The following is a 20,577-nucleotide window of genomic DNA, read 5'->3' as shown; positions in this document are numbered from 1 at the left end:
GTTAACCGGCAAGCCCCACTCCGGGGCAACAACTCCTCCGGCAGTCCTCCCCATGCGCCTCATTACCCGCCACACACCAGTCATTGAACCGCGAGCCTGTTCCAGCGCCCTCACCCGGGCCGGCCGAGGCCCACGCCAATGAGCGCCGTGATCAGCCTCGACAGCTTGCTCGACGAGCGTCGGGTCTGGCGTGGCCGGCCGACGGCGCGGACGGCCGGCCGACAGCCGAGCGGCCATGCCGCGCTGGATGCCGCCCTGCCCACAGGTGGCTGGCCGGAGTCGGCGCTCTCCGAGATCCTCATGCCCGGACCTGGCCTCGGCGAACTGCACCTGCTGTGGCCGACCCTGGCGCGCCTGACCCGGGCAGCCGAACGGGTGATCCTGGTCGCACCGCCCTTCGTGCCCTACGCCCCGGCCTGGCAGGCCGCCGGACTCGACCTGCGCCGCCTCGAGGTGATCCAGGCGAGCGGCCGCGATGCCCTGTGGGCGGCCGAACAATGCCTGCGCTCGGGCAGTTGCGCGGCACTGCTGTGCTGGCCTGAGCGCGCCGACGACCGCGCCCTGCGGCGCCTGCAGGTCGCCGCCGAAGGCGGCCAGAGCCTGGCGTTCGCCTATCGCCCGCTGCGCGAGGCGCACAACCCGTCGCCGGCCGCCCTGCGCCTGGCCCTGGACGGCCGGCGGGGCCAGGTCCGGGTGCTCAAGTGTCGCGGCGGCCTGGCCCCGGCGGCGCCGCTGTGCTTCGCCGTCGGGGCGTGAGCCGCCATGCGCTGGGCCTGCATAGTGCTGCCGCAGCTGGCACTGGATGCGGTGCTGCGGCGCTGCGCCGATCCCGCCGCGCCTCTGGTGCTGCTCAGCGGGCCGGCGCAGCGACGCGTGCTGCAGGCGGTCAATCCGGCCGCTCGCGCCCTCGGCCTGCGTCCCGGCCAGTCGCTGAACGCAGCCCAGGCCCTGAGCCGCGACTTCGCCACGGCCGAGTACGACACGCAGCAGATCGAGCGCTGTCAGCGCTTCCTGGCGGCCTGGGCCTATCGCTTCAGCTCCCAGGTCAGCCTGCACTACCCGCGCGCGCTGCTCATGGAGGTCGAATCCAGCCTCGCCCTGTTCGGCCCCTGGCCGCGCTTCGAGGCACGCCTGCGCGCCGAACTGCAGGCTCTGGGCTTTCGCCACCGCATCACCCTGGCGCCGAACCCGGCCGCGGCCAGGGTGCTGGCCAATGCCCATGACGGCCTGGCAATCGCCGATGCGGCCGCGTTGCGCCAGCAGCTGGAACAACTGCCGATCGAGCGCCTCGGCCTGCCCCGCGAGGTAGCCAGCGCCCTGGCCCGCATGGGCCTGCGCACCCTGCGCCAGGTCCTGGACCTGCCCCGCGACGGCCTGGCCCGGCGTTTCCCCGCCGAGATGCTGCGCCACCTCGACACCCTGCTCGGTCTGCGCCCCTTGGCATTGGACTGCTACAGCCCGCCGGACCACTTCGATGAGCGTATCGAGCTGAACTTCGATGTCGAATCCCACCAGGCCCTGCTGTTTCCCCTGCGCCGCCTGATCCACGATCTGGCCGCCTACCTGGCCGGCCGCGACAGCGGCGTGCAGCGCTTCGTCCTGCACCTGGAACACCGGGCCCGCGCCGACAGCCTGGTGGCGGTCGGACTGCTCGGCGCCGAGCGCGACGCAACCCTGTTGTTCGAGCTGACCCGCGAACGCCTGGAGCGCCTGCAGCTACCCGCCCCGGTCGAGGCGCTGCGCCTGCAGGCCCGGGACCTGCCGGACTTCGTCCCGGCGCACGCCAACCTGTTCGACGAACGTGCGCAACAGACGCTGGCCTGGGAGCAGCTGCGCGAACGCCTGCGCGCGCGCCTGGGCGACGCGGCGGTGCAGGGCCTCGGCGTGCACGCCGATCACCGCCCCGAACAGGCCTGGCGGCCATACAGCGCAGCCGCGACGACTGTCCCCGGCGCGACCGGTCCCAGGCCCGGCTGGCTGCTCGCAGAGCCACTGGCCCTGGACGACGCGGCCCCGCGCCTGCTCGCCGGCCCGGAACGCATCGAGTCCGGCTGGTGGGACGGCAACGACCAGCGCCGCGACTATTACCTGATCGAGACCAGCTCGGGCCAGCGCGCCTGGGCCTTCCGCCCGGTCGGCTCGGCGGGGCCGCTGTGGCTGCACGGGTGGTTCGCATGAGCGTCGACTACGCCGAGCTGCACTGCCTGTCCAACTTCAGCTTCCAGCGCGGCGCCTCCAGTGCCGGCGAACTCTTCAGCCGCGCCGCCCGTCTGGGCTACCGGGCCCTGGCCATCACCGACGAATGCAGCCTTGCCGGCATCGTACGCGCCTGGCAGGCGGCCAAGGACAGCGGCGTGCCGCTGATCGTCGGCAGCGAACTGTGCATCGAGGAGGGGCCCAAGTTTGTCCTGCTGGTGGAAAACCTCGGCGGCTACCAGCACCTGTGCCGGCTGATCAGCAAGGCCCGGCGGCGCGCGCCCAAGGGTCACTACCGCCTGCTCCGCGACGACTTCGCCGAGCCAACCGAGGGCCTGCTGGCGCTCTGGTTGCCCGGTTCGCCTGGCGATGCCAGCGAGGGCCATTGGCTGCGCGGCATATTCGCCGAGCGCCTGTGGCTGGCGGTGGAGCTGCACCGTGGCGCGGACGACAGCCAGCGCCTGGCTGACCTGCAGGCCCTGGCCACCGAGCTGGAATTGCCGCTGGTCGCCAGTGGCGACGTGCACATGCACGCCCGTGGCCGCCGCGCCCTGCAGGACTGCATGACGGCGATCCGCCTGCACCTGCCGGTCGGCGAAGCCGGCTTGCGGCTGTTCGCCAATGGCGAACGCCACCTGCGCGCCCCGCAGGCGCTGGCCGAGCTCTATCCCCCGCAACTGCTGGAAGAGACCCTGCGCATTGCCCGGCGCTGTCGGTTCGACCTCAGCGAACTGCACTACCAATACCCGCGCGAACTGGTCCCCCAGGGCCAGACGCCGAGCACCTGGCTGCGCCAACTAACCGAGCAGGGCATGGCCTGGCGCTGGCCCCAGGGCGCTCCGCCGAAGGCCCGGCAGCTGATCGAGCGCGAACTGGCGCTGATCGCCGAGCTGGGCTACGAGAGCTACTTCCTCACGGTGCACGACATCGTGCGCTTCGCCCGCAGCCAGAACATCCTCTGCCAGGGCCGCGGTTCGGCGGCCAACTCGGCGGTGTGCTACGCCCTGGGCATCACCGAGCTGGATCCGGCGCGGATGAACATGCTGTTCGAGCGTTTCATCTCCCGGGAGCGCAACGAGCCGCCGGACATCGACGTCGACTTCGAACACGAGCGCCGCGAAGAAGTGCTGCATGCTGCAGTATGTGTTCCAGCGCTATGGCCGCGAGCGTGCCGCGCTCACCGCCGTGGTCAGCACCTACCATGGAGCCGGCGCCGTGCGCGATGTCGGCAAGGCCCTCGGCCTGCCACCTGACCAGCTCAACGCCCTGGCCGCCTGCTGCGGACGCTGGAGCGACCGACTGCCGCCGGCCGAGCAGCTGCTGGAGGGCGGCTTCGATCCCGACAGTCCGCTGCTGCGCCGGGTGCTGACCCTCAGTGCCGAGCTGATCGGCTTCCCCCGCCACCTGTCCCAGCATCCGGGCGGTTTCGTCATCTCCGAGCAGCCCCTGCATGGCCTGGTACCGGTGGAGAACGCAGCCATGGCCGAGCGCACCATCATCCAGTGGGACAAGGATGACCTGGACATGCTCGGCCTGCTCAAGGTCGACATCCTCGCCCTGGGCATGCTCAGCGCCCTGCGCCGCACCTTCGATCTGCTGCGCCGCTATCGTGGCCGCGACCTGAGCCTGGCCAGCATCCCGGCCGAAGACCCGCAGACCTACGCGATGATCAGCCGCGCCGACACCATCGGCGTGTTCCAGATCGAGTCGCGGGCGCAGATGGCCATGTTGCCGCGACTCAAGCCCAGGTGCTTCTACGATCTGGTCATCGAAGTCGCCATCGTCCGCCCGGGGCCGATCCAGGGCGACATGGTCCACCCCTACCTGCGCCGGCGCAATGGCGAGGAGGCGGTCAGCTATCCCTCGGAGGAACTGCGCAAGGTGTTCGAGCGCACCCTCGGCGTGCCGCTGTTCCAGGAACAGGTCATGGAGCTGGCAATAGTCGCGGCCGGCTACAGTCCGGGCGAGGCTGACCAGCTGCGTCGCGCCATGGCCGCCTGGAAACGCCATGGCGGCCTCGAGCCCCATCGCCAGCGTCTGACCCAGGGCATGCTCGCGCGCGGCTATAGCGGCGAATTCGCCGCGCGCATCTTCGAGCAGATCAAGGGCTTCGGCAGCTATGGTTTCCCCGAGTCCCATGCCGCCAGCTTCGCCCTGCTGACCTACGCCAGTTGCTGGCTCAAGTGCCACGAACCGGCGGCCTTCACCTGCGCCCTGATCAACAGCTGGCCGATGGGCTTCTACAGCCCCGACCAGCTGCTGCAGGATGCCCGCCGCCACGGGATCGAGACGCGCCCCGCGGACGTGTGTTGCAGCGACTGGGATTGCACCCTGGAGACCGACACTGGCCAAGCGGCCATCCGCCTCGGCTTGCGCATGGTACGCGGCCTGCGCGAATCCGCTGGCCGGCGTATCGAAGCGGCCAGAACAGCAGCGCCCTTTGAGGATGCGTACGACCTGGCCAGGCGCGCCGTGCTCGACTCCCGCGCCCTCGCCCAGTTGGCCGACGCCGGCTGCCTGCAGGGACTGGCCGGCGACCGTCACCGGGCTCGCTGGTCAGTCGCCGGTATCGGGGAGCAGACGCCCCTGTTCGCCCACCTGCCCGCTCAAGCCGAGGCGCCAGTACTCCTGCCTCAGCCCACGCAGGGGGAAAACCTGCAGGCCGACTACGCCACGCTGGGTACCACCCTGGGGCCCCATCCGCTGTCGCTGTTGCGCGGCGAGCTGGAGCGCAGGCGCTGTCGCAGCTCGCGAGAGCTACGGGCTATCGCCCATGGCCGCACCCTCAGCGTCGCCGGCCTGGTGGTCGGTCGCCAGCGCCCGCAAACCGCCGCCGGCGTGACCTTTGTCACCCTGGAGGACGAACACGGCATGATCAATGTGGTGGTCTGGCGCGATCTGGCAGAACGTCAGCGCCGCGTGCTGCTGGAAGCGCAGTTGCTGCAGGTCGATGGCCATCTGGAAGAGGCCTCAAACGTCCGCCATGTGATCGCCGGCCGCCTGCTGGACCTGACCCCGCTGCTGGCCGGGCTGGCGGTACGCAGCCGCGATTTCCAGTGAAGCCCGGCAAATTTTTCCAGCGCGCAAAGACAAACCCCCGACCTGCTTTCGCGGGTCGGGGGTTCGGGATAGGTGCTTGACGATGACCTACTCTCACATGGGGAAACCCCACACTACCATCGGCGATGCATCGTTTCACTACTGAGTTCGGGATGGGATCAGGTGGTTCCAACGCTCTATGGTCGTCAAGCAATTCAGCTGGGGATTCGCGGTTAAGGCGCTTCCCCGAATTGGGTATGTGATGTCTGGTATTGCGTGTTCTGGCAAATTTTCGGTTTGTTGTCGACTTCAACCGTCTGGCACACAAACAGCAAATTGTTTGGGTGTTATATGGTCAAGCCTCACGGGCAATTAGTATGGGTTAGCTCAACGCCTCACAGCGCTTACACACCCCACCTATCAACGTCGTAGTCTTCGACGGCCCTTTAGGGAGCTCGAGGCTCCAGTGAGATCTCATCTTGAGGCAAGTTTCCCGCTTAGATGCTTTCAGCGGTTATCTTTTCCGAACATAGCTACCCGGCAATGCCACTGGCGTGACAACCGGAACACCAGAGGTTCGTCCACTCCGGTCCTCTCGTACTAGGAGCAGCCCCTCTCAAATCTCAAACGTCCACGGCAGATAGGGACCGAACTGTCTCACGACGTTCTAAACCCAGCTCGCGTACCACTTTAAATGGCGAACAGCCATACCCTTGGGACCGGCTTCAGCCCCAGGATGTGATGAGCCGACATCGAGGTGCCAAACACCGCCGTCGATATGAACTCTTGGGCGGTATCAGCCTGTTATCCCCGGAGTACCTTTTATCCGTTGAGCGATGGCCCTTCCATACAGAACCACCGGATCACTAAGACCTACTTTCGTACCTGCTCGACGTGTCTGTCTCGCAGTCAAGCGCGCTTTTGCCTTTATACTCTACGACCGATTTCCGACCGGTCTGAGCGCACCTTCGTACTCCTCCGTTACTCTTTAGGAGGAGACCGCCCCAGTCAAACTACCCACCATACACTGTCCTCGATCCGGATAACGGACCAGAGTTAGAACCTCAAGGTTACCAGGGTGGTATTTCAAGGATGGCTCCACGCGAACTGGCGTCCACGCTTCAAAGCCTCCCACCTATCCTACACAAGTAAACTCAAAGTCCAGTGCAAAGCTATAGTAAAGGTTCACGGGGTCTTTCCGTCTAGCCGCGGATACACTGCATCTTCACAGCGATTTCAATTTCACTGAGTCTCGGGTGGAGACAGCGCCGCCATCGTTACGCCATTCGTGCAGGTCGGAACTTACCCGACAAGGAATTTCGCTACCTTAGGACCGTTATAGTTACGGCCGCCGTTTACCGGGGCTTCGATCAAGAGCTTCGCTTTCGCTAACCCCATCAATTAACCTTCCGGCACCGGGCAGGCGTCACACCCTATACGTCCACTTTCGTGTTTGCAGAGTGCTGTGTTTTTAATAAACAGTCGCAGCGGCCTGGTATCTTCGACCGGCATGAGCTTACGCAGTAAATGCTTCACCCTCACCGGCGCACCTTCTCCCGAAGTTACGGTGCCATTTTGCCTAGTTCCTTCACCCGAGTTCTCTCAAGCGCCTTGGTATTCTCTACCTAACCACCTGTGTCGGTTTGGGGTACGGTTCCTAGTTACCTGAAGCTTAGAAGCTTTTCCTGGAAGCATGGCATCAACCACTTCGCATTCTAAAAGAACGCTCGTCATCAGCTCTCGGCATTAAGCGCCCGGATTTACCTAAGCACTCTGCCTACCACCTTAAACACGGACAACCAACGCCGTGCTGGCCTAGCCTTCTCCGTCCCTCCATCGCAGTAACTAGAAGTACGGGAATATTAACCCGTTTCCCATCGACTACGCATTTCTGCCTCGCCTTAGGGGCCGACTCACCCTGCGTCGATTAACGTTGCGCAGGAAACCTTGGTCTTTCGGCGTGCGAGTTTTTCACTCGCATTGTCGTTACTCATGTCAGCATTCGCACTTCTGATACCTCCAGCAAGCTTCTCAACTCACCTTCACAGGCTTACAGAACGCTCCTCTACCGCTCATCCTAAGATGAACCCGTAGCTTCGGTGTATGGTTTGAGCCCCGTTACATCTTCCGCGCAGGCCGACTCGACTAGTGAGCTATTACGCTTTCTTTAAAGGGTGGCTGCTTCTAAGCCAACCTCCTAGCTGTCTAAGCCTTCCCACATCGTTTCCCACTTAACCATAACTTTGGGACCTTAGCTGACGGTCTGGGTTGTTTCCCTTTTCACGACGGACGTTAGCACCCGCCGTGTGTCTCCCGTGCTGACACTTGCTGGTATTCGGAGTTTGCATCGGTTTGGTAAGTCGGGATGACCCCCTAGCCGAAACAGTGCTCTACCCCCAGCAGTGATACACGAGGCGCTACCTAAATAGCTTTCGAGGAGAACCAGCTATCTCCGAGCTTGATTAGCCTTTCACTCCGATCCACAGGTCATCCGCTAACTTTTCAACGGTAGTCGGTTCGGTCCTCCAGTCAGTGTTACCTAACCTTCAACCTGCCCATGGATAGATCGCCCGGTTTCGGGTCTATACCCAGCGACTAAACGCCCTATTAAGACTCGCTTTCGCTACGCCTCCCCTATTCGGTTAAGCTCGCCACTGAATATAAGTCGCTGACCCATTATACAAAAGGTACGCAGTCACCCAACAAAGTGGGCTCCCACTGCTTGTACGCATACGGTTTCAGGTTCTATTTCACTCCCCTCTCCGGGGTTCTTTTCGCCTTTCCCTCACGGTACTGGTTCACTATCGGTCAGTCAGTAGTATTTAGCCTTGGAGGATGGTCCCCCCATATTCAGACAAAGTTTCTCGTGCTCCGTCCTACTCGATTTCACTTCTAAGATCCTTTCGCGTACAGGGCTATCACCCACTATGGCCGCACTTTCCAGAGCGTTCCGCTAAAATCAAAGAAGCTTAAGGGCTAGTCCCCGTTCGCTCGCCACTACTAAGGGAATCTCGGTTGATTTCTATTCCTCAGGGTACTTAGATGTTTCAGTTCCCCTGGTTCGCCTCACACACCTATGTATTCAGTGTGTGATACCCAGCTTATGCTGGGTGGGTTCCCCCATTCAGAGATCTCCGGATCAAAGTCTGTTTGCCGACTCCCCGAAGCTTATCGCAGGCTACCACGTCTTTCATCGCCTCTGACTGCCAAGGCATCCACCGTATGCGCTTCTTCACTTGACCATATAACCCCAAGCAATCTGGTTATTGTCTATAACGTGAAGACGACATTCGCCGAAAATTTGCACTTGAGAACAACGCAAATTTTACCTTGACCAAACTAATTACCAGTGAAAGTAATTAATCAGTCACTTCTATCACATACCCAAATTTTTAAAGAACGATTTTCGTACTGGTCAAAGACCAGAAATCAACATTCAACTGACAGTCTCAGGAATGTTCATTTCTGAACTCTACATACCGGTGCTGTAAGTGGTGGAGCCAAGCGGGATCGAACCGCTGACCTCCTGCGTGCAAGGCAGGCGCTCTCCCAGCTGAGCTATGGCCCCATATTCGTACAAGGCCAAACCCCACAACAATTGGTGGGTCTGGGCAGATTCGAACTGCCGACCTCACCCTTATCAGGGGTGCGCTCTAACCAACTGAGCTACAGACCCAATCGTCTTTCGCAATGAATCAAGCAATTCGTGTGGGAGCTTATAAGGAAGCTGATGTCGTCGATTAAGGAGGTGATCCAGCCGCAGGTTCCCCTACGGCTACCTTGTTACGACTTCACCCCAGTCATGAATCACACCGTGGTAACCGTCCCCCTTGCGGTTAGACTAGCTACTTCTGGTGCAACCCACTCCCATGGTGTGACGGGCGGTGTGTACAAGGCCCGGGAACGTATTCACCGTGACATTCTGATTCACGATTACTAGCGATTCCGACTTCACGCAGTCGAGTTGCAGACTGCGATCCGGACTACGATCGGTTTTATGGGATTAGCTCCACCTCGCGGCTTGGCAACCCTTTGTACCGACCATTGTAGCACGTGTGTAGCCCTGGCCGTAAGGGCCATGATGACTTGACGTCATCCCCACCTTCCTCCGGTTTGTCACCGGCAGTCTCCTTAGAGTTCCCACCATAACGTGCTGGTAACTAAGGACAAGGGTTGCGCTCGTTACGGGACTTAACCCAACATCTCACGACACGAGCTGACGACAGCCATGCAGCACCTGTGTCTGAGTTCCCGAAGGCACCAATCCATCTCTGGAAAGTTCTCAGCATGTCAAGGCCAGGTAAGGTTCTTCGCGTTGCTTCGAATTAAACCACATGCTCCACCGCTTGTGCGGGCCCCCGTCAATTCATTTGAGTTTTAACCTTGCGGCCGTACTCCCCAGGCGGTCAACTTAATGCGTTAGCTGCGCCACTAAAATCTCAAGGATTCCAACGGCTAGTTGACATCGTTTACGGCGTGGACTACCAGGGTATCTAATCCTGTTTGCTCCCCACGCTTTCGCACCTCAGTGTCAGTATCAGTCCAGGTGGTCGCCTTCGCCACTGGTGTTCCTTCCTATATCTACGCATTTCACCGCTACACAGGAAATTCCACCACCCTCTACCGTACTCTAGCTTGCCAGTTTTGGATGCAGTTCCCAGGTTGAGCCCGGGGCTTTCACATCCAACTTAACAAACCACCTACGCGCGCTTTACGCCCAGTAATTCCGATTAACGCTTGCACCCTCTGTATTACCGCGGCTGCTGGCACAGAGTTAGCCGGTGCTTATTCTGTCGGTAACGTCAAAATTGCAACGTATTAGGTTACAACCCTTCCTCCCAACTTAAAGTGCTTTACAATCCGAAGACCTTCTTCACACACGCGGCATGGCTGGATCAGGCTTTCGCCCATTGTCCAATATTCCCCACTGCTGCCTCCCGTAGGAGTCTGGACCGTGTCTCAGTTCCAGTGTGACTGATCATCCTCTCAGACCAGTTACGGATCGTCGCCTTGGTGAGCCATTACCTCACCAACTAGCTAATCCGACCTAGGCTCATCTGATAGCGTGAGGTCCGAAGATCCCCCACTTTCTCCCGTAGGACGTATGCGGTATTAGCGTTCCTTTCGAAACGTTGTCCCCCACTACCAGGCAGATTCCTAGGCATTACTCACCCGTCCGCCGCTGAATCAGGTAGCAAGCTACCCTCATCCGCTCGACTTGCATGTGTTAGGCCTGCCGCCAGCGTTCAATCTGAGCCATGATCAAACTCTTCAGTTCAATACTGCTTGGGTTTTGAGAAAACCCTAAACTTGGCTCAGCAATCGCAAATCTCTTACTTAAAAGAGTTAACTCTCGAATTAACGAGTGTTGCTTTGTGATGCTGATAATCAGTTGACTATCAGTCTTACCTCACAAGCACCCACACGAATTGCTTGATTCAGTTGTTAAAGAACAGTTGGTTAAGTCTTTCGTCTCAACCGAGGCGCGCATTCTACAGCAGCCTCATCTTCCGTCAAGCAGTTTCGAAAATTTCTTTTCTACTTCAACCACTTGGTGAAACTTAGCGGCTTTCGCCAGCATTCAGCTTCACGCCCAAGTACAAATCTTAGGCTTTCACTAAAAGACAAACCCCCGACCCGCTTTCGCGTGTCGGGGGTTTGGGATAGGTGCTTGACGATGACCTACTCTCACATGGGGAAACCCCACACTACCATCGGCGATGCATCGTTTCACTACTGAGTTCGGGATGGGATCAGGTGGTTCCAACGCTCTATGGTCGTCAAGCAATTCAGCTGGGGATTCGCGGTTAAGGCGCTTCCCCGAATTGGGTATGTGATGTCTGGTATTGCGTGTTCTGGCAAATTTTCGGTTTGTTGTCGACTTCAACCGTCTGGCACACAAACAGCAAATTGTTTGGGTGTTATATGGTCAAGCCTCACGGGCAATTAGTATGGGTTAGCTCAACGCCTCACAGCGCTTACACACCCCACCTATCAACGTCGTAGTCTTCGACGGCCCTTTAGGGAGCTCGAGGCTCCAGTGAGATCTCATCTTGAGGCAAGTTTCCCGCTTAGATGCTTTCAGCGGTTATCTTTTCCGAACATAGCTACCCGGCAATGCCACTGGCGTGACAACCGGAACACCAGAGGTTCGTCCACTCCGGTCCTCTCGTACTAGGAGCAGCCCCTCTCAAATCTCAAACGTCCACGGCAGATAGGGACCGAACTGTCTCACGACGTTCTAAACCCAGCTCGCGTACCACTTTAAATGGCGAACAGCCATACCCTTGGGACCGGCTTCAGCCCCAGGATGTGATGAGCCGACATCGAGGTGCCAAACACCGCCGTCGATATGAACTCTTGGGCGGTATCAGCCTGTTATCCCCGGAGTACCTTTTATCCGTTGAGCGATGGCCCTTCCATACAGAACCACCGGATCACTAAGACCTACTTTCGTACCTGCTCGACGTGTCTGTCTCGCAGTCAAGCGCGCTTTTGCCTTTATACTCTACGACCGATTTCCGACCGGTCTGAGCGCACCTTCGTACTCCTCCGTTACTCTTTAGGAGGAGACCGCCCCAGTCAAACTACCCACCATACACTGTCCTCGATCCGGATAACGGACCAGAGTTAGAACCTCAAGGTTACCAGGGTGGTATTTCAAGGATGGCTCCACGCGAACTGGCGTCCACGCTTCAAAGCCTCCCACCTATCCTACACAAGTAAACTCAAAGTCCAGTGCAAAGCTATAGTAAAGGTTCACGGGGTCTTTCCGTCTAGCCGCGGATACACTGCATCTTCACAGCGATTTCAATTTCACTGAGTCTCGGGTGGAGACAGCGCCGCCATCGTTACGCCATTCGTGCAGGTCGGAACTTACCCGACAAGGAATTTCGCTACCTTAGGACCGTTATAGTTACGGCCGCCGTTTACCGGGGCTTCGATCAAGAGCTTCGCTTTCGCTAACCCCATCAATTAACCTTCCGGCACCGGGCAGGCGTCACACCCTATACGTCCACTTTCGTGTTTGCAGAGTGCTGTGTTTTTAATAAACAGTCGCAGCGGCCTGGTATCTTCGACCGGCATGAGCTTACGCAGTAAATGCTTCACCCTCACCGGCGCACCTTCTCCCGAAGTTACGGTGCCATTTTGCCTAGTTCCTTCACCCGAGTTCTCTCAAGCGCCTTGGTATTCTCTACCTAACCACCTGTGTCGGTTTGGGGTACGGTTCCTAGTTACCTGAAGCTTAGAAGCTTTTCCTGGAAGCATGGCATCAACCACTTCGCATTCTAAAAGAACGCTCGTCATCAGCTCTCGGCATTAAGCGCCCGGATTTACCTAAGCACTCTGCCTACCACCTTAAACACGGACAACCAACGCCGTGCTGGCCTAGCCTTCTCCGTCCCTCCATCGCAGTAACTAGAAGTACGGGAATATTAACCCGTTTCCCATCGACTACGCATTTCTGCCTCGCCTTAGGGGCCGACTCACCCTGCGTCGATTAACGTTGCGCAGGAAACCTTGGTCTTTCGGCGTGCGAGTTTTTCACTCGCATTGTCGTTACTCATGTCAGCATTCGCACTTCTGATACCTCCAGCAAGCTTCTCAACTCACCTTCACAGGCTTACAGAACGCTCCTCTACCGCTCATCCTAAGATGAACCCGTAGCTTCGGTGTATGGTTTGAGCCCCGTTACATCTTCCGCGCAGGCCGACTCGACTAGTGAGCTATTACGCTTTCTTTAAAGGGTGGCTGCTTCTAAGCCAACCTCCTAGCTGTCTAAGCCTTCCCACATCGTTTCCCACTTAACCATAACTTTGGGACCTTAGCTGACGGTCTGGGTTGTTTCCCTTTTCACGACGGACGTTAGCACCCGCCGTGTGTCTCCCGTGCTGACACTTGCTGGTATTCGGAGTTTGCATCGGTTTGGTAAGTCGGGATGACCCCCTAGCCGAAACAGTGCTCTACCCCCAGCAGTGATACACGAGGCGCTACCTAAATAGCTTTCGAGGAGAACCAGCTATCTCCGAGCTTGATTAGCCTTTCACTCCGATCCACAGGTCATCCGCTAACTTTTCAACGGTAGTCGGTTCGGTCCTCCAGTCAGTGTTACCTAACCTTCAACCTGCCCATGGATAGATCGCCCGGTTTCGGGTCTATACCCAGCGACTAAACGCCCTATTAAGACTCGCTTTCGCTACGCCTCCCCTATTCGGTTAAGCTCGCCACTGAATATAAGTCGCTGACCCATTATACAAAAGGTACGCAGTCACCCAACAAAGTGGGCTCCCACTGCTTGTACGCATACGGTTTCAGGTTCTATTTCACTCCCCTCTCCGGGGTTCTTTTCGCCTTTCCCTCACGGTACTGGTTCACTATCGGTCAGTCAGTAGTATTTAGCCTTGGAGGATGGTCCCCCCATATTCAGACAAAGTTTCTCGTGCTCCGTCCTACTCGATTTCACTTCTAAGATCCTTTCGCGTACAGGGCTATCACCCACTATGGCCGCACTTTCCAGAGCGTTCCGCTAAAATCAAAGAAGCTTAAGGGCTAGTCCCCGTTCGCTCGCCACTACTAAGGGAATCTCGGTTGATTTCTATTCCTCAGGGTACTTAGATGTTTCAGTTCCCCTGGTTCGCCTCACACACCTATGTATTCAGTGTGTGATACCCAGCTTATGCTGGGTGGGTTCCCCCATTCAGAGATCTCCGGATCAAAGTCTGTTTGCCGACTCCCCGAAGCTTATCGCAGGCTACCACGTCTTTCATCGCCTCTGACTGCCAAGGCATCCACCGTATGCGCTTCTTCACTTGACCATATAACCCCAAGCAATCTGGTTATTGTCTATAACGTGAAGACGACATTCGCCGAAAATTTGCACTTGAGAACAACGCAAATTTTACCTTGACCAAACTAATTACCAGTGAAAGTAATTAATCAGTCACTTCTATCACATACCCAAATTTTTAAAGAACGATTTTCGTACTGGTCAAAGACCAGAAATCAACATTCAACTGACAGTCTCAGGAATGTTCATTTCTGAACTCTACATACCGGTGCTGTAAGTGGTGGAGCCAAGCGGGATCGAACCGCTGACCTCCTGCGTGCAAGGCAGGCGCTCTCCCAGCTGAGCTATGGCCCCATATTCGTACAAGGCCAAACCCCACAACAATTGGTGGGTCTGGGCAGATTCGAACTGCCGACCTCACCCTTATCAGGGGTGCGCTCTAACCAACTGAGCTACAGACCCAATCGTCTTTCGCAATGAATCAAGCAATTCGTGTGGGAGCTTATAAGGAAGCTGATGTCGTCGATTAAGGAGGTGATCCAGCCGCAGGTTCCCCTACGGCTACCTTGTTACGACTTCACCCCAGTCATGAATCACACCGTGGTAACCGTCCCCCTTGCGGTTAGACTAGCTACTTCTGGTGCAACCCACTCCCATGGTGTGACGGGCGGTGTGTACAAGGCCCGGGAACGTATTCACCGTGACATTCTGATTCACGATTACTAGCGATTCCGACTTCACGCAGTCGAGTTGCAGACTGCGATCCGGACTACGATCGGTTTTATGGGATTAGCTCCACCTCGCGGCTTGGCAACCCTTTGTACCGACCATTGTAGCACGTGTGTAGCCCTGGCCGTAAGGGCCATGATGACTTGACGTCATCCCCACCTTCCTCCGGTTTGTCACCGGCAGTCTCCTTAGAGTTCCCACCATAACGTGCTGGTAACTAAGGACAAGGGTTGCGCTCGTTACGGGACTTAACCCAACATCTCACGACACGAGCTGACGACAGCCATGCAGCACCTGTGTCTGAGTTCCCGAAGGCACCAATCCATCTCTGGAAAGTTCTCAGCATGTCAAGGCCAGGTAAGGTTCTTCGCGTTGCTTCGAATTAAACCACATGCTCCACCGCTTGTGCGGGCCCCCGTCAATTCATTTGAGTTTTAACCTTGCGGCCGTACTCCCCAGGCGGTCAACTTAATGCGTTAGCTGCGCCACTAAAATCTCAAGGATTCCAACGGCTAGTTGACATCGTTTACGGCGTGGACTACCAGGGTATCTAATCCTGTTTGCTCCCCACGCTTTCGCACCTCAGTGTCAGTATCAGTCCAGGTGGTCGCCTTCGCCACTGGTGTTCCTTCCTATATCTACGCATTTCACCGCTACACAGGAAATTCCACCACCCTCTACCGTACTCTAGCTTGCCAGTTTTGGATGCAGTTCCCAGGTTGAGCCCGGGGCTTTCACATCCAACTTAACAAACCACCTACGCGCGCTTTACGCCCAGTAATTCCGATTAACGCTTGCACCCTCTGTATTACCGCGGCTGCTGGCACAGAGTTAGCCGGTGCTTATTCTGTCGGTAACGTCAAAATTGCAACGTATTAGGTTACAACCCTTCCTCCCAACTTAAAGTGCTTTACAATCCGAAGACCTTCTTCACACACGCGGCATGGCTGGATCAGGCTTTCGCCCATTGTCCAATATTCCCCACTGCTGCCTCCCGTAGGAGTCTGGACCGTGTCTCAGTTCCAGTGTGACTGATCATCCTCTCAGACCAGTTACGGATCGTCGCCTTGGTGAGCCATTACCTCACCAACTAGCTAATCCGACCTAGGCTCATCTGATAGCGTGAGGTCCGAAGATCCCCCACTTTCTCCCGTAGGACGTATGCGGTATTAGCGTTCCTTTCGAAACGTTGTCCCCCACTACCAGGCAGATTCCTAGGCATTACTCACCCGTCCGCCGCTGAATCAGGTAGCAAGCTACCCTCATCCGCTCGACTTGCATGTGTTAGGCCTGCCGCCAGCGTTCAATCTGAGCCATGATCAAACTCTTCAGTTCAATACTGCTTGGGTTTTGAGAAAACCCTAAACTTGGCTCAGCAATCGCAAATCTCTTACTTAAAAGAGTTAACTCTCGAATTAACGAGTGTTGCTTTGTGATGCTGATAATCAGTTGACTATCAGTCTTACCTCACAAGCACCCACACGAATTGCTTGATTCAGTTGTTAAAGAACAGTTGGTTAAGTCTTTCGTCTCAACCGAGGCGCGCATTCTACAGCAGCCTCATCTTCCGTCAAGCAGTTTCGAAAATTTCTTTTCTACTTCAACCACTTGCACCTTCGATCAGCCTCAAGCTTCTCGTCAGCGGGAGGCGAATTCTACAGCGTTTCAAACCGCTGTCAACTGCCTCTTCTACCACTTTCGACCACCTTGGACCGAAGCACCGACAGGATCAACTTGCCACCCCGTCAGCCCGGCGCATTCTACGCAGCTTTCGCCGTGTTGCAACCCCTAACTCAAACTTAACTCTTTGTTTTGCAAAGCGTTTTATAGGGGACTTACGCCGGAGAAGGCGCGCATTATAGGCATCAAGCGCAGCAGGTCAACGCTTTATCGAGTTCTTTCCAATACACAGAGCGAAGGCCCTACTCCACCCCGCCAACCCCTCTCACCCGAACGCGAAGACACTGACGTCACCCGCGCGCCGGAAGCCCGGCGACTCAACCACAGCCCAAGCCGCCCGGGCTGCAGCATTCGTAGCCCCATACCAAGCAGCAATCCAATAGCGGCACTGAAGATATCCACAACCAAGCACCATGCATGGCAGCCCTGACGAGCGAAACAGACAGGAGCCCAACGAAGCCTAGCGAGGGGAAACCCAATGCGCACTAGCACGAAGACTGACAGCCCAGAGGGCAGAGAGAGGAACCACGAAAGGAATGGGCAGGACTAGCTCCTGCCCGCCGACGCCGCACTGCGGGTCGCGGCGTCGGCCGGACGCTAGATCACTTTACCGACTTGCGCCGACGCAGTTGCAGGAGGTACTGCAAAGGACCGGACGCGGCATAGGCCAGGAAGATGATCAGCAGTATGCGCGGCGGATCACTGAACACCACCGCAAAGAGCAGCACAACGGCAAGGATCGCAACAAAGGGCACGCGCCCCTTCAGGTCCAGATCCTTGAAGCTGTAGTACTTGATATTGCTGACCATCAGCATGCCGGCGGCCGCCACCAGCACCGCCACACCAAAGGCCATGTTGGACCCCTTGATGCCGAAGTCACTGAAAGCCCAGACCGTACCCGCGACCACACCGGCCGCCGCAGGACTGGCCAAGCCGATGAAGAAGCGTTTGTCGGTCGTACCGATCTGGGTATTGAAGCGCGCGAGGCGCAGCGCCGCTCCGGCGACGTATATGAACGCCACCATCCAGCCCACCTTGCCCATGCTGCCCAGGGCCCACTCGAACGCCAACAGCGCAGGCGCCACACCGAAGGCGACCATGTCGGACAGAGAGTCGTATTCGGCGCCAAAGGCGCTCTGCGTATTAGTCAGGCGTGCCACTCGACCATCGAGACTATCCAGCACCATGGCCACGAACACTGCGGCCGCGGCCACATAGAAATTACCGTTCATGGCATTGATGATGGCGTAGAAGCCGGCAAACAGGTTCGCCGTGGTGAACAGGTTGGGCAGCAGGTAGACCCCACGATGACGAACCTTTCGCCCCTCATCATCATGGCCTTCCTCGACATGCTCATCGATCGGTAGCAGGCTCTCTTCGTCGGGGGCCGCGTTGGGCGCTTCTGGACGCTCGCTCATGAACAACACCTTGCAACGTATAGGGAGAATTTCGCCAGACAGCAGCAGTGCCAACTCGCCACTGCCCAGGCTCAGCAATCAGGCTTTATACCAGAAGCCTTGCGGTAGAACGAAAAAACGCGGCCAGGGCCGCGTTCTTTCTCACACCGACAGGGCTTAGTTCTTGCTCTTGTCGACGATCTTGTTGGCGGAGATCCACGGCATCATCGAACGCAGCTGCTCACCGATGATCTCGATGCCATGGGCCGCGTTGTTGCGGCGCTTGGCGGTCATCGACGGATAGTTGGTAGCACCTTCGCTGATGAACATCTTCGCGTACTCACCGTCCTGGATGCGCTTCAGGGCGTTGCGCATGGCCTTGCGCGACTCCTCGTTGATCACTTCCGGACCGGTCACGTACTCGCCGTACTCGGCGTTGTTGGAGATCGAGTAGTTCATGTTGGCGATGCCGCCTTCGTACATCAGGTCGACAATCAGCTTCAGCTCGTGCAGGCACTCGAAGTAGGCCATTTCCGGGGCATAGCCGGCTTCGACAAGGGTTTCGAAGCCAGCCTTGACCAGCTCGACGCAACCGCCACAGAGAACGGCCTGCTCACCGAACAGGTCGGTTTCGGTTTCGTCCTTGAAGGTGGTTTCGATGATGCCGGTACGACCGCCGCCGACACCGGAGGCGTAGGACAGGGCGACGTTCTTGGCGTTGCCGGAGGCGTCCTGGTAGATCGCGATCAGATCAGGGATACCACCGCCCTTGACGAACTCGGAACGCACGGTGTGGCCCGGGGCCTTGGGCGCGATCATGATCACGTCGAGGTCGGCACGCGGGACGACCTGATTGTAGTGGATGGCGAAACCGTGGGAGAAAGCCAGGGTTGCACCCTGCTTGATGTTCGGCTCGATCTCGTTCTTGTACAGCTGGCCCTGGAACTCGTCCGGAGTGAGGATCATCACCAGGTCGGCAGCCGCGACAGCGGAGGCGACGTCGGTGACCTTCAGGCCGTGGGCCTCGGCCTTGGCGACAGTAGCCGAGCCCTTGCGCAGACCGATGGTGACGTCGACACCGGAGTCCTTCAGGTTGCATGCCTGGGCATGGCCCTGGGAACCGTAACCGATGATGGCGACTTTCTTGCCCTGGATGATGGAGAGGTCGCAGTCTTTGTCGTAATAAACTTTCATGTTCTTGGCTCTTTTGAATCGAAAGGAGTGGGGCGCAGAGGCGCCGTGACAAGAGGCACCTTAAGTGATCCTCACCGTTGCGTAAAATGATATATTTGCAACACAACATGCCGAAATACGAAATACAAATGGACAGCCACGCCCTCAAGCTTTTTCTTGCCCTGGCAGACAACCTGCACTTCGGCAAAACCAGCCACGAGCAGCACGTCAGCCCCTCCGCACTCAGTCGCTGCATCAAGCAGCTGGAAGATGAACTGGGCGCACCGCTGTTCCTGCGCGACAATCGCTCGGTCCGGCTGACCCGCGAGGGGCAGCAGTTCCGCGAATACGCCAGCGAGGTCATGAATGGCTGGCAGGCCATTCGCCAGGCGTTCCGGCAGGACCAGCTGGTTCTGCACGGCGAACTCTCCCTGTACTGCTCCGTCACGGCCAGCTACAGCTTCCTCTACGACATCCTCAGCAGCTTTCGGCAAGACTACCCGCGCATTGAAATGAAGCTGCACACCGGCGACCCGGCAAGAGCCGTGGAACGCGTGCAGCAGGGACTGGAAGATCTTGCCATCGGCGCCCGCCCCGACCACTTACCCGCCGGCATCGATTTTCAGTCGATCACTCGCTCCGAGCTGCGCTTCATCGGCCCGCAGTCGCCGCAGCTACTGACCGAAGACCAGCTGATCCACCCCGACGCGGAAAGCTGGAAAGATGTGCCGATGATCCTATCGGAAGAGGGCCTGGCCAGAACCCGCACCGACCGGTGGCTGAAGAGCCACAACATCAAACCGCGCATCTACGCCCAGGTGAGCGGCAACGAAGCTATCGTGAGCATGGTGAGTCTGGGGTTCGGTATAGGCGTGGTGCCGCAGATCGTGCTCGACAACAGCCCGCTGACCGCACGCATTCGCATCTACGACATTCAGCCGCCGTTGACCGCCTACGATATAGGCCTGTTCGCGCTGCAAAAGCGCCTCAAGGACCCACTGATCGCGGCCTTCTGGAATCGCCAGCAATAACCTGGGGCGAAAAAAAGCCCCGCACTGGGCGGGGCTTTCTTCAGCATGGCTGTCAGATACTCAGCACCTTGTCGCCCCGGGCGATGCCGGTGACACCACTGCGTACGGTTTCCAGGATCGACGCGGTGCCGATGGCCTGGATGAAGCTGTCCAGCTTGTCGCTCGTGCCGGCCAGCTGAATGGTGTACACGCTGGTATTCACGTCGACGATCTGCCCACGGAAGATGTCGGTGGTGCGCTTGACCTCGGCGCGCTGGGCACCGGTGGCCTTGACCTTGACCAGCATCAGCTCACGCTCGATGTGAGCGCTTTCCGACAGGTCGACCAGCTTCACCACCTCGATCAGCTTGTTGAGGTTCTTGGTGATCTGCTCGATCACTTCATCATGTCCCACAGTCGTGAGCGTCAGACGCGACAGGGTCGGGTCTTCGGTCGGCGCCACGGTCAGGCTTTCGATGTTGTAGTTGCGCTGCGAGAACAGCCCAACCACACGGGACAATGCGCCTGGCTCGTTTTCCAGCAGCAGGGAAATAATGTGTCGCAT

Annotated in this window: 6 protein-coding genes, 4 tRNA genes, 6 rRNA genes and 1 pseudogene; 4 read left to right on the top strand and 13 right to left on the bottom strand. The window is 58.1% G+C overall.

The features are described 5' to 3' along the window. Nucleotides 1-138 precede the first annotated feature (138 nt). The 3 genes and pseudogenes from imuA (at nucleotide 139) to LPB260_RS09205 (ending at nucleotide 5,256) form a co-directional block, all read left to right on the top strand. Nucleotides 139-756, top strand: a complete 618-nt coding sequence (gene imuA, locus LPB260_RS09215) for a translesion DNA synthesis-associated protein ImuA (RefSeq protein ID WP_208708381.1) — start codon at nucleotides 139-141, stop codon at nucleotides 754-756. Nucleotides 757-762: 6 nt separating this feature from the next. Further along, nucleotides 763-2,178, top strand: a complete 1,416-nt coding sequence (locus tag LPB260_RS09210; RefSeq protein WP_208708380.1) for a DNA polymerase Y family protein — start codon at nucleotides 763-765, stop codon at nucleotides 2,176-2,178. Beyond that, nucleotides 2,154-5,256, top strand: a pseudogene (locus tag LPB260_RS09205) (error-prone DNA polymerase). Before LPB260_RS09210 ends, LPB260_RS09205 begins: the two are co-directional and overlap by 25 nt. A gap of 74 nt (nucleotides 5,257-5,330) precedes the next feature. On the opposite strand, the gene rrf (LPB260_RS09200) reads toward LPB260_RS09205, so the two are convergent. The 12 genes from rrf (LPB260_RS09200) to ilvC all read right to left on the bottom strand — a co-directional run bounded on the left by rrf (LPB260_RS09200) (nucleotide 5,331) and on the right by ilvC (nucleotide 19,023). Then, a 5S ribosomal RNA gene (rrf, locus tag LPB260_RS09200) occupies nucleotides 5,331-5,446 on the bottom strand. A 140-nt stretch (nucleotides 5,447-5,586) separates the two neighbouring features. Further along, nucleotides 5,587-8,477, bottom strand: a 23S ribosomal RNA gene (locus LPB260_RS09195). Nucleotides 8,478-8,727: 250 nt separating this feature from the next. Continuing rightward, a tRNA-Ala gene (locus LPB260_RS09190) sits at nucleotides 8,728-8,803 on the bottom strand. Between the two features lie 31 nt (nucleotides 8,804-8,834). After that, a tRNA-Ile gene (locus tag LPB260_RS09185) sits at nucleotides 8,835-8,911 on the bottom strand. 65 nt (nucleotides 8,912-8,976) lie between these two features. Then, a 16S ribosomal RNA gene (locus LPB260_RS09180) occupies nucleotides 8,977-10,513 on the bottom strand. Nucleotides 10,514-10,904: 391 nt separating this feature from the next. Beyond that, nucleotides 10,905-11,020: ribosomal RNA gene (rrf, locus tag LPB260_RS09175) — 5S ribosomal RNA — on the bottom strand. A gap of 140 nt (nucleotides 11,021-11,160) precedes the next feature. Further along, a 23S ribosomal RNA gene (locus LPB260_RS09170) occupies nucleotides 11,161-14,051 on the bottom strand. 250 nt (nucleotides 14,052-14,301) lie between these two features. Further along, nucleotides 14,302-14,377, bottom strand: a tRNA-Ala gene (locus LPB260_RS09165). Between the two features lie 31 nt (nucleotides 14,378-14,408). After that, nucleotides 14,409-14,485: transfer RNA gene (locus LPB260_RS09160), tRNA-Ile, on the bottom strand. A 65-nt stretch (nucleotides 14,486-14,550) separates the two neighbouring features. After that, nucleotides 14,551-16,087 (bottom strand): 16S ribosomal RNA (locus tag LPB260_RS09155). The 16S, 23S and 5S rRNA genes sit together here with 4 tRNA genes alongside, the layout of an rRNA operon. 947 nt (nucleotides 16,088-17,034) lie before the next feature. Continuing rightward, nucleotides 17,035-17,850, bottom strand: a complete 816-nt coding sequence (pssA, locus tag LPB260_RS09150; protein WP_208708379.1) for a CDP-diacylglycerol--serine O-phosphatidyltransferase — start codon at nucleotides 17,848-17,850, stop codon at nucleotides 17,035-17,037. A gap of 156 nt (nucleotides 17,851-18,006) precedes the next feature. Next, on the bottom strand, nucleotides 18,007-19,023 hold the full coding sequence (gene ilvC, locus LPB260_RS09145) for a ketol-acid reductoisomerase (protein WP_208708378.1): 1,017 nt from the start codon (nucleotides 19,021-19,023) through the stop codon (nucleotides 18,007-18,009). Between the two features lie 128 nt (nucleotides 19,024-19,151). Between ilvC and ilvY the strand changes: the two genes are divergently transcribed. Continuing rightward, the gene (gene ilvY, locus LPB260_RS09140; protein WP_208708377.1) at nucleotides 19,152-20,033 is read left to right on the top strand and encodes an HTH-type transcriptional activator IlvY; all 882 of its coding nucleotides are present in this window, start codon (nucleotides 19,152-19,154) and stop codon (nucleotides 20,031-20,033) included. A gap of 52 nt (nucleotides 20,034-20,085) precedes the next feature. Here ilvY and ilvN read toward each other — a convergent pair whose 3' ends face one another. Then, on the bottom strand, nucleotides 20,086-20,577 hold the full coding sequence (gene ilvN / locus LPB260_RS09135; protein WP_090448329.1) for an acetolactate synthase small subunit: 492 nt from the start codon (nucleotides 20,575-20,577) through the stop codon (nucleotides 20,086-20,088).

Source organism: Pseudomonas sp. LPB0260, from assembly GCF_013388395.1.
This window is presented reverse-complemented; position numbering and strand designations above follow the sequence as displayed.

Excerpts from the sequence above, each read along its gene's own strand:
- LPB260_RS09210 (WP_208708380.1), top strand. The coding sequence starts at position 763 with ATGCGCTGGGCCTGCATAGTGCTGCCGCAGCTGGCACTGGATGCGGTG.
- ilvY (WP_208708377.1), top strand. The coding sequence starts at position 19,152 with ATGGACAGCCACGCCCTCAAGCTTTTTCTTGCCCTGGCAGACAACCTG.
- pssA (WP_208708379.1), bottom strand. The coding sequence starts at position 17,850 with ATGAGCGAGCGTCCAGAAGCGCCCAACGCGGCCCCCGACGAAGAGAGC.
- ilvN (WP_090448329.1), bottom strand. The coding sequence starts at position 20,577 with ATGCGACACATTATTTCCCTGCTGCTGGAAAACGAGCCAGGCGCATTG.
- imuA (WP_208708381.1), top strand. The coding sequence starts at position 139 with ATGAGCGCCGTGATCAGCCTCGACAGCTTGCTCGACGAGCGTCGGGTC.
- ilvC (WP_208708378.1), bottom strand. The coding sequence starts at position 19,023 with ATGAAAGTTTATTACGACAAAGACTGCGACCTCTCCATCATCCAGGGC.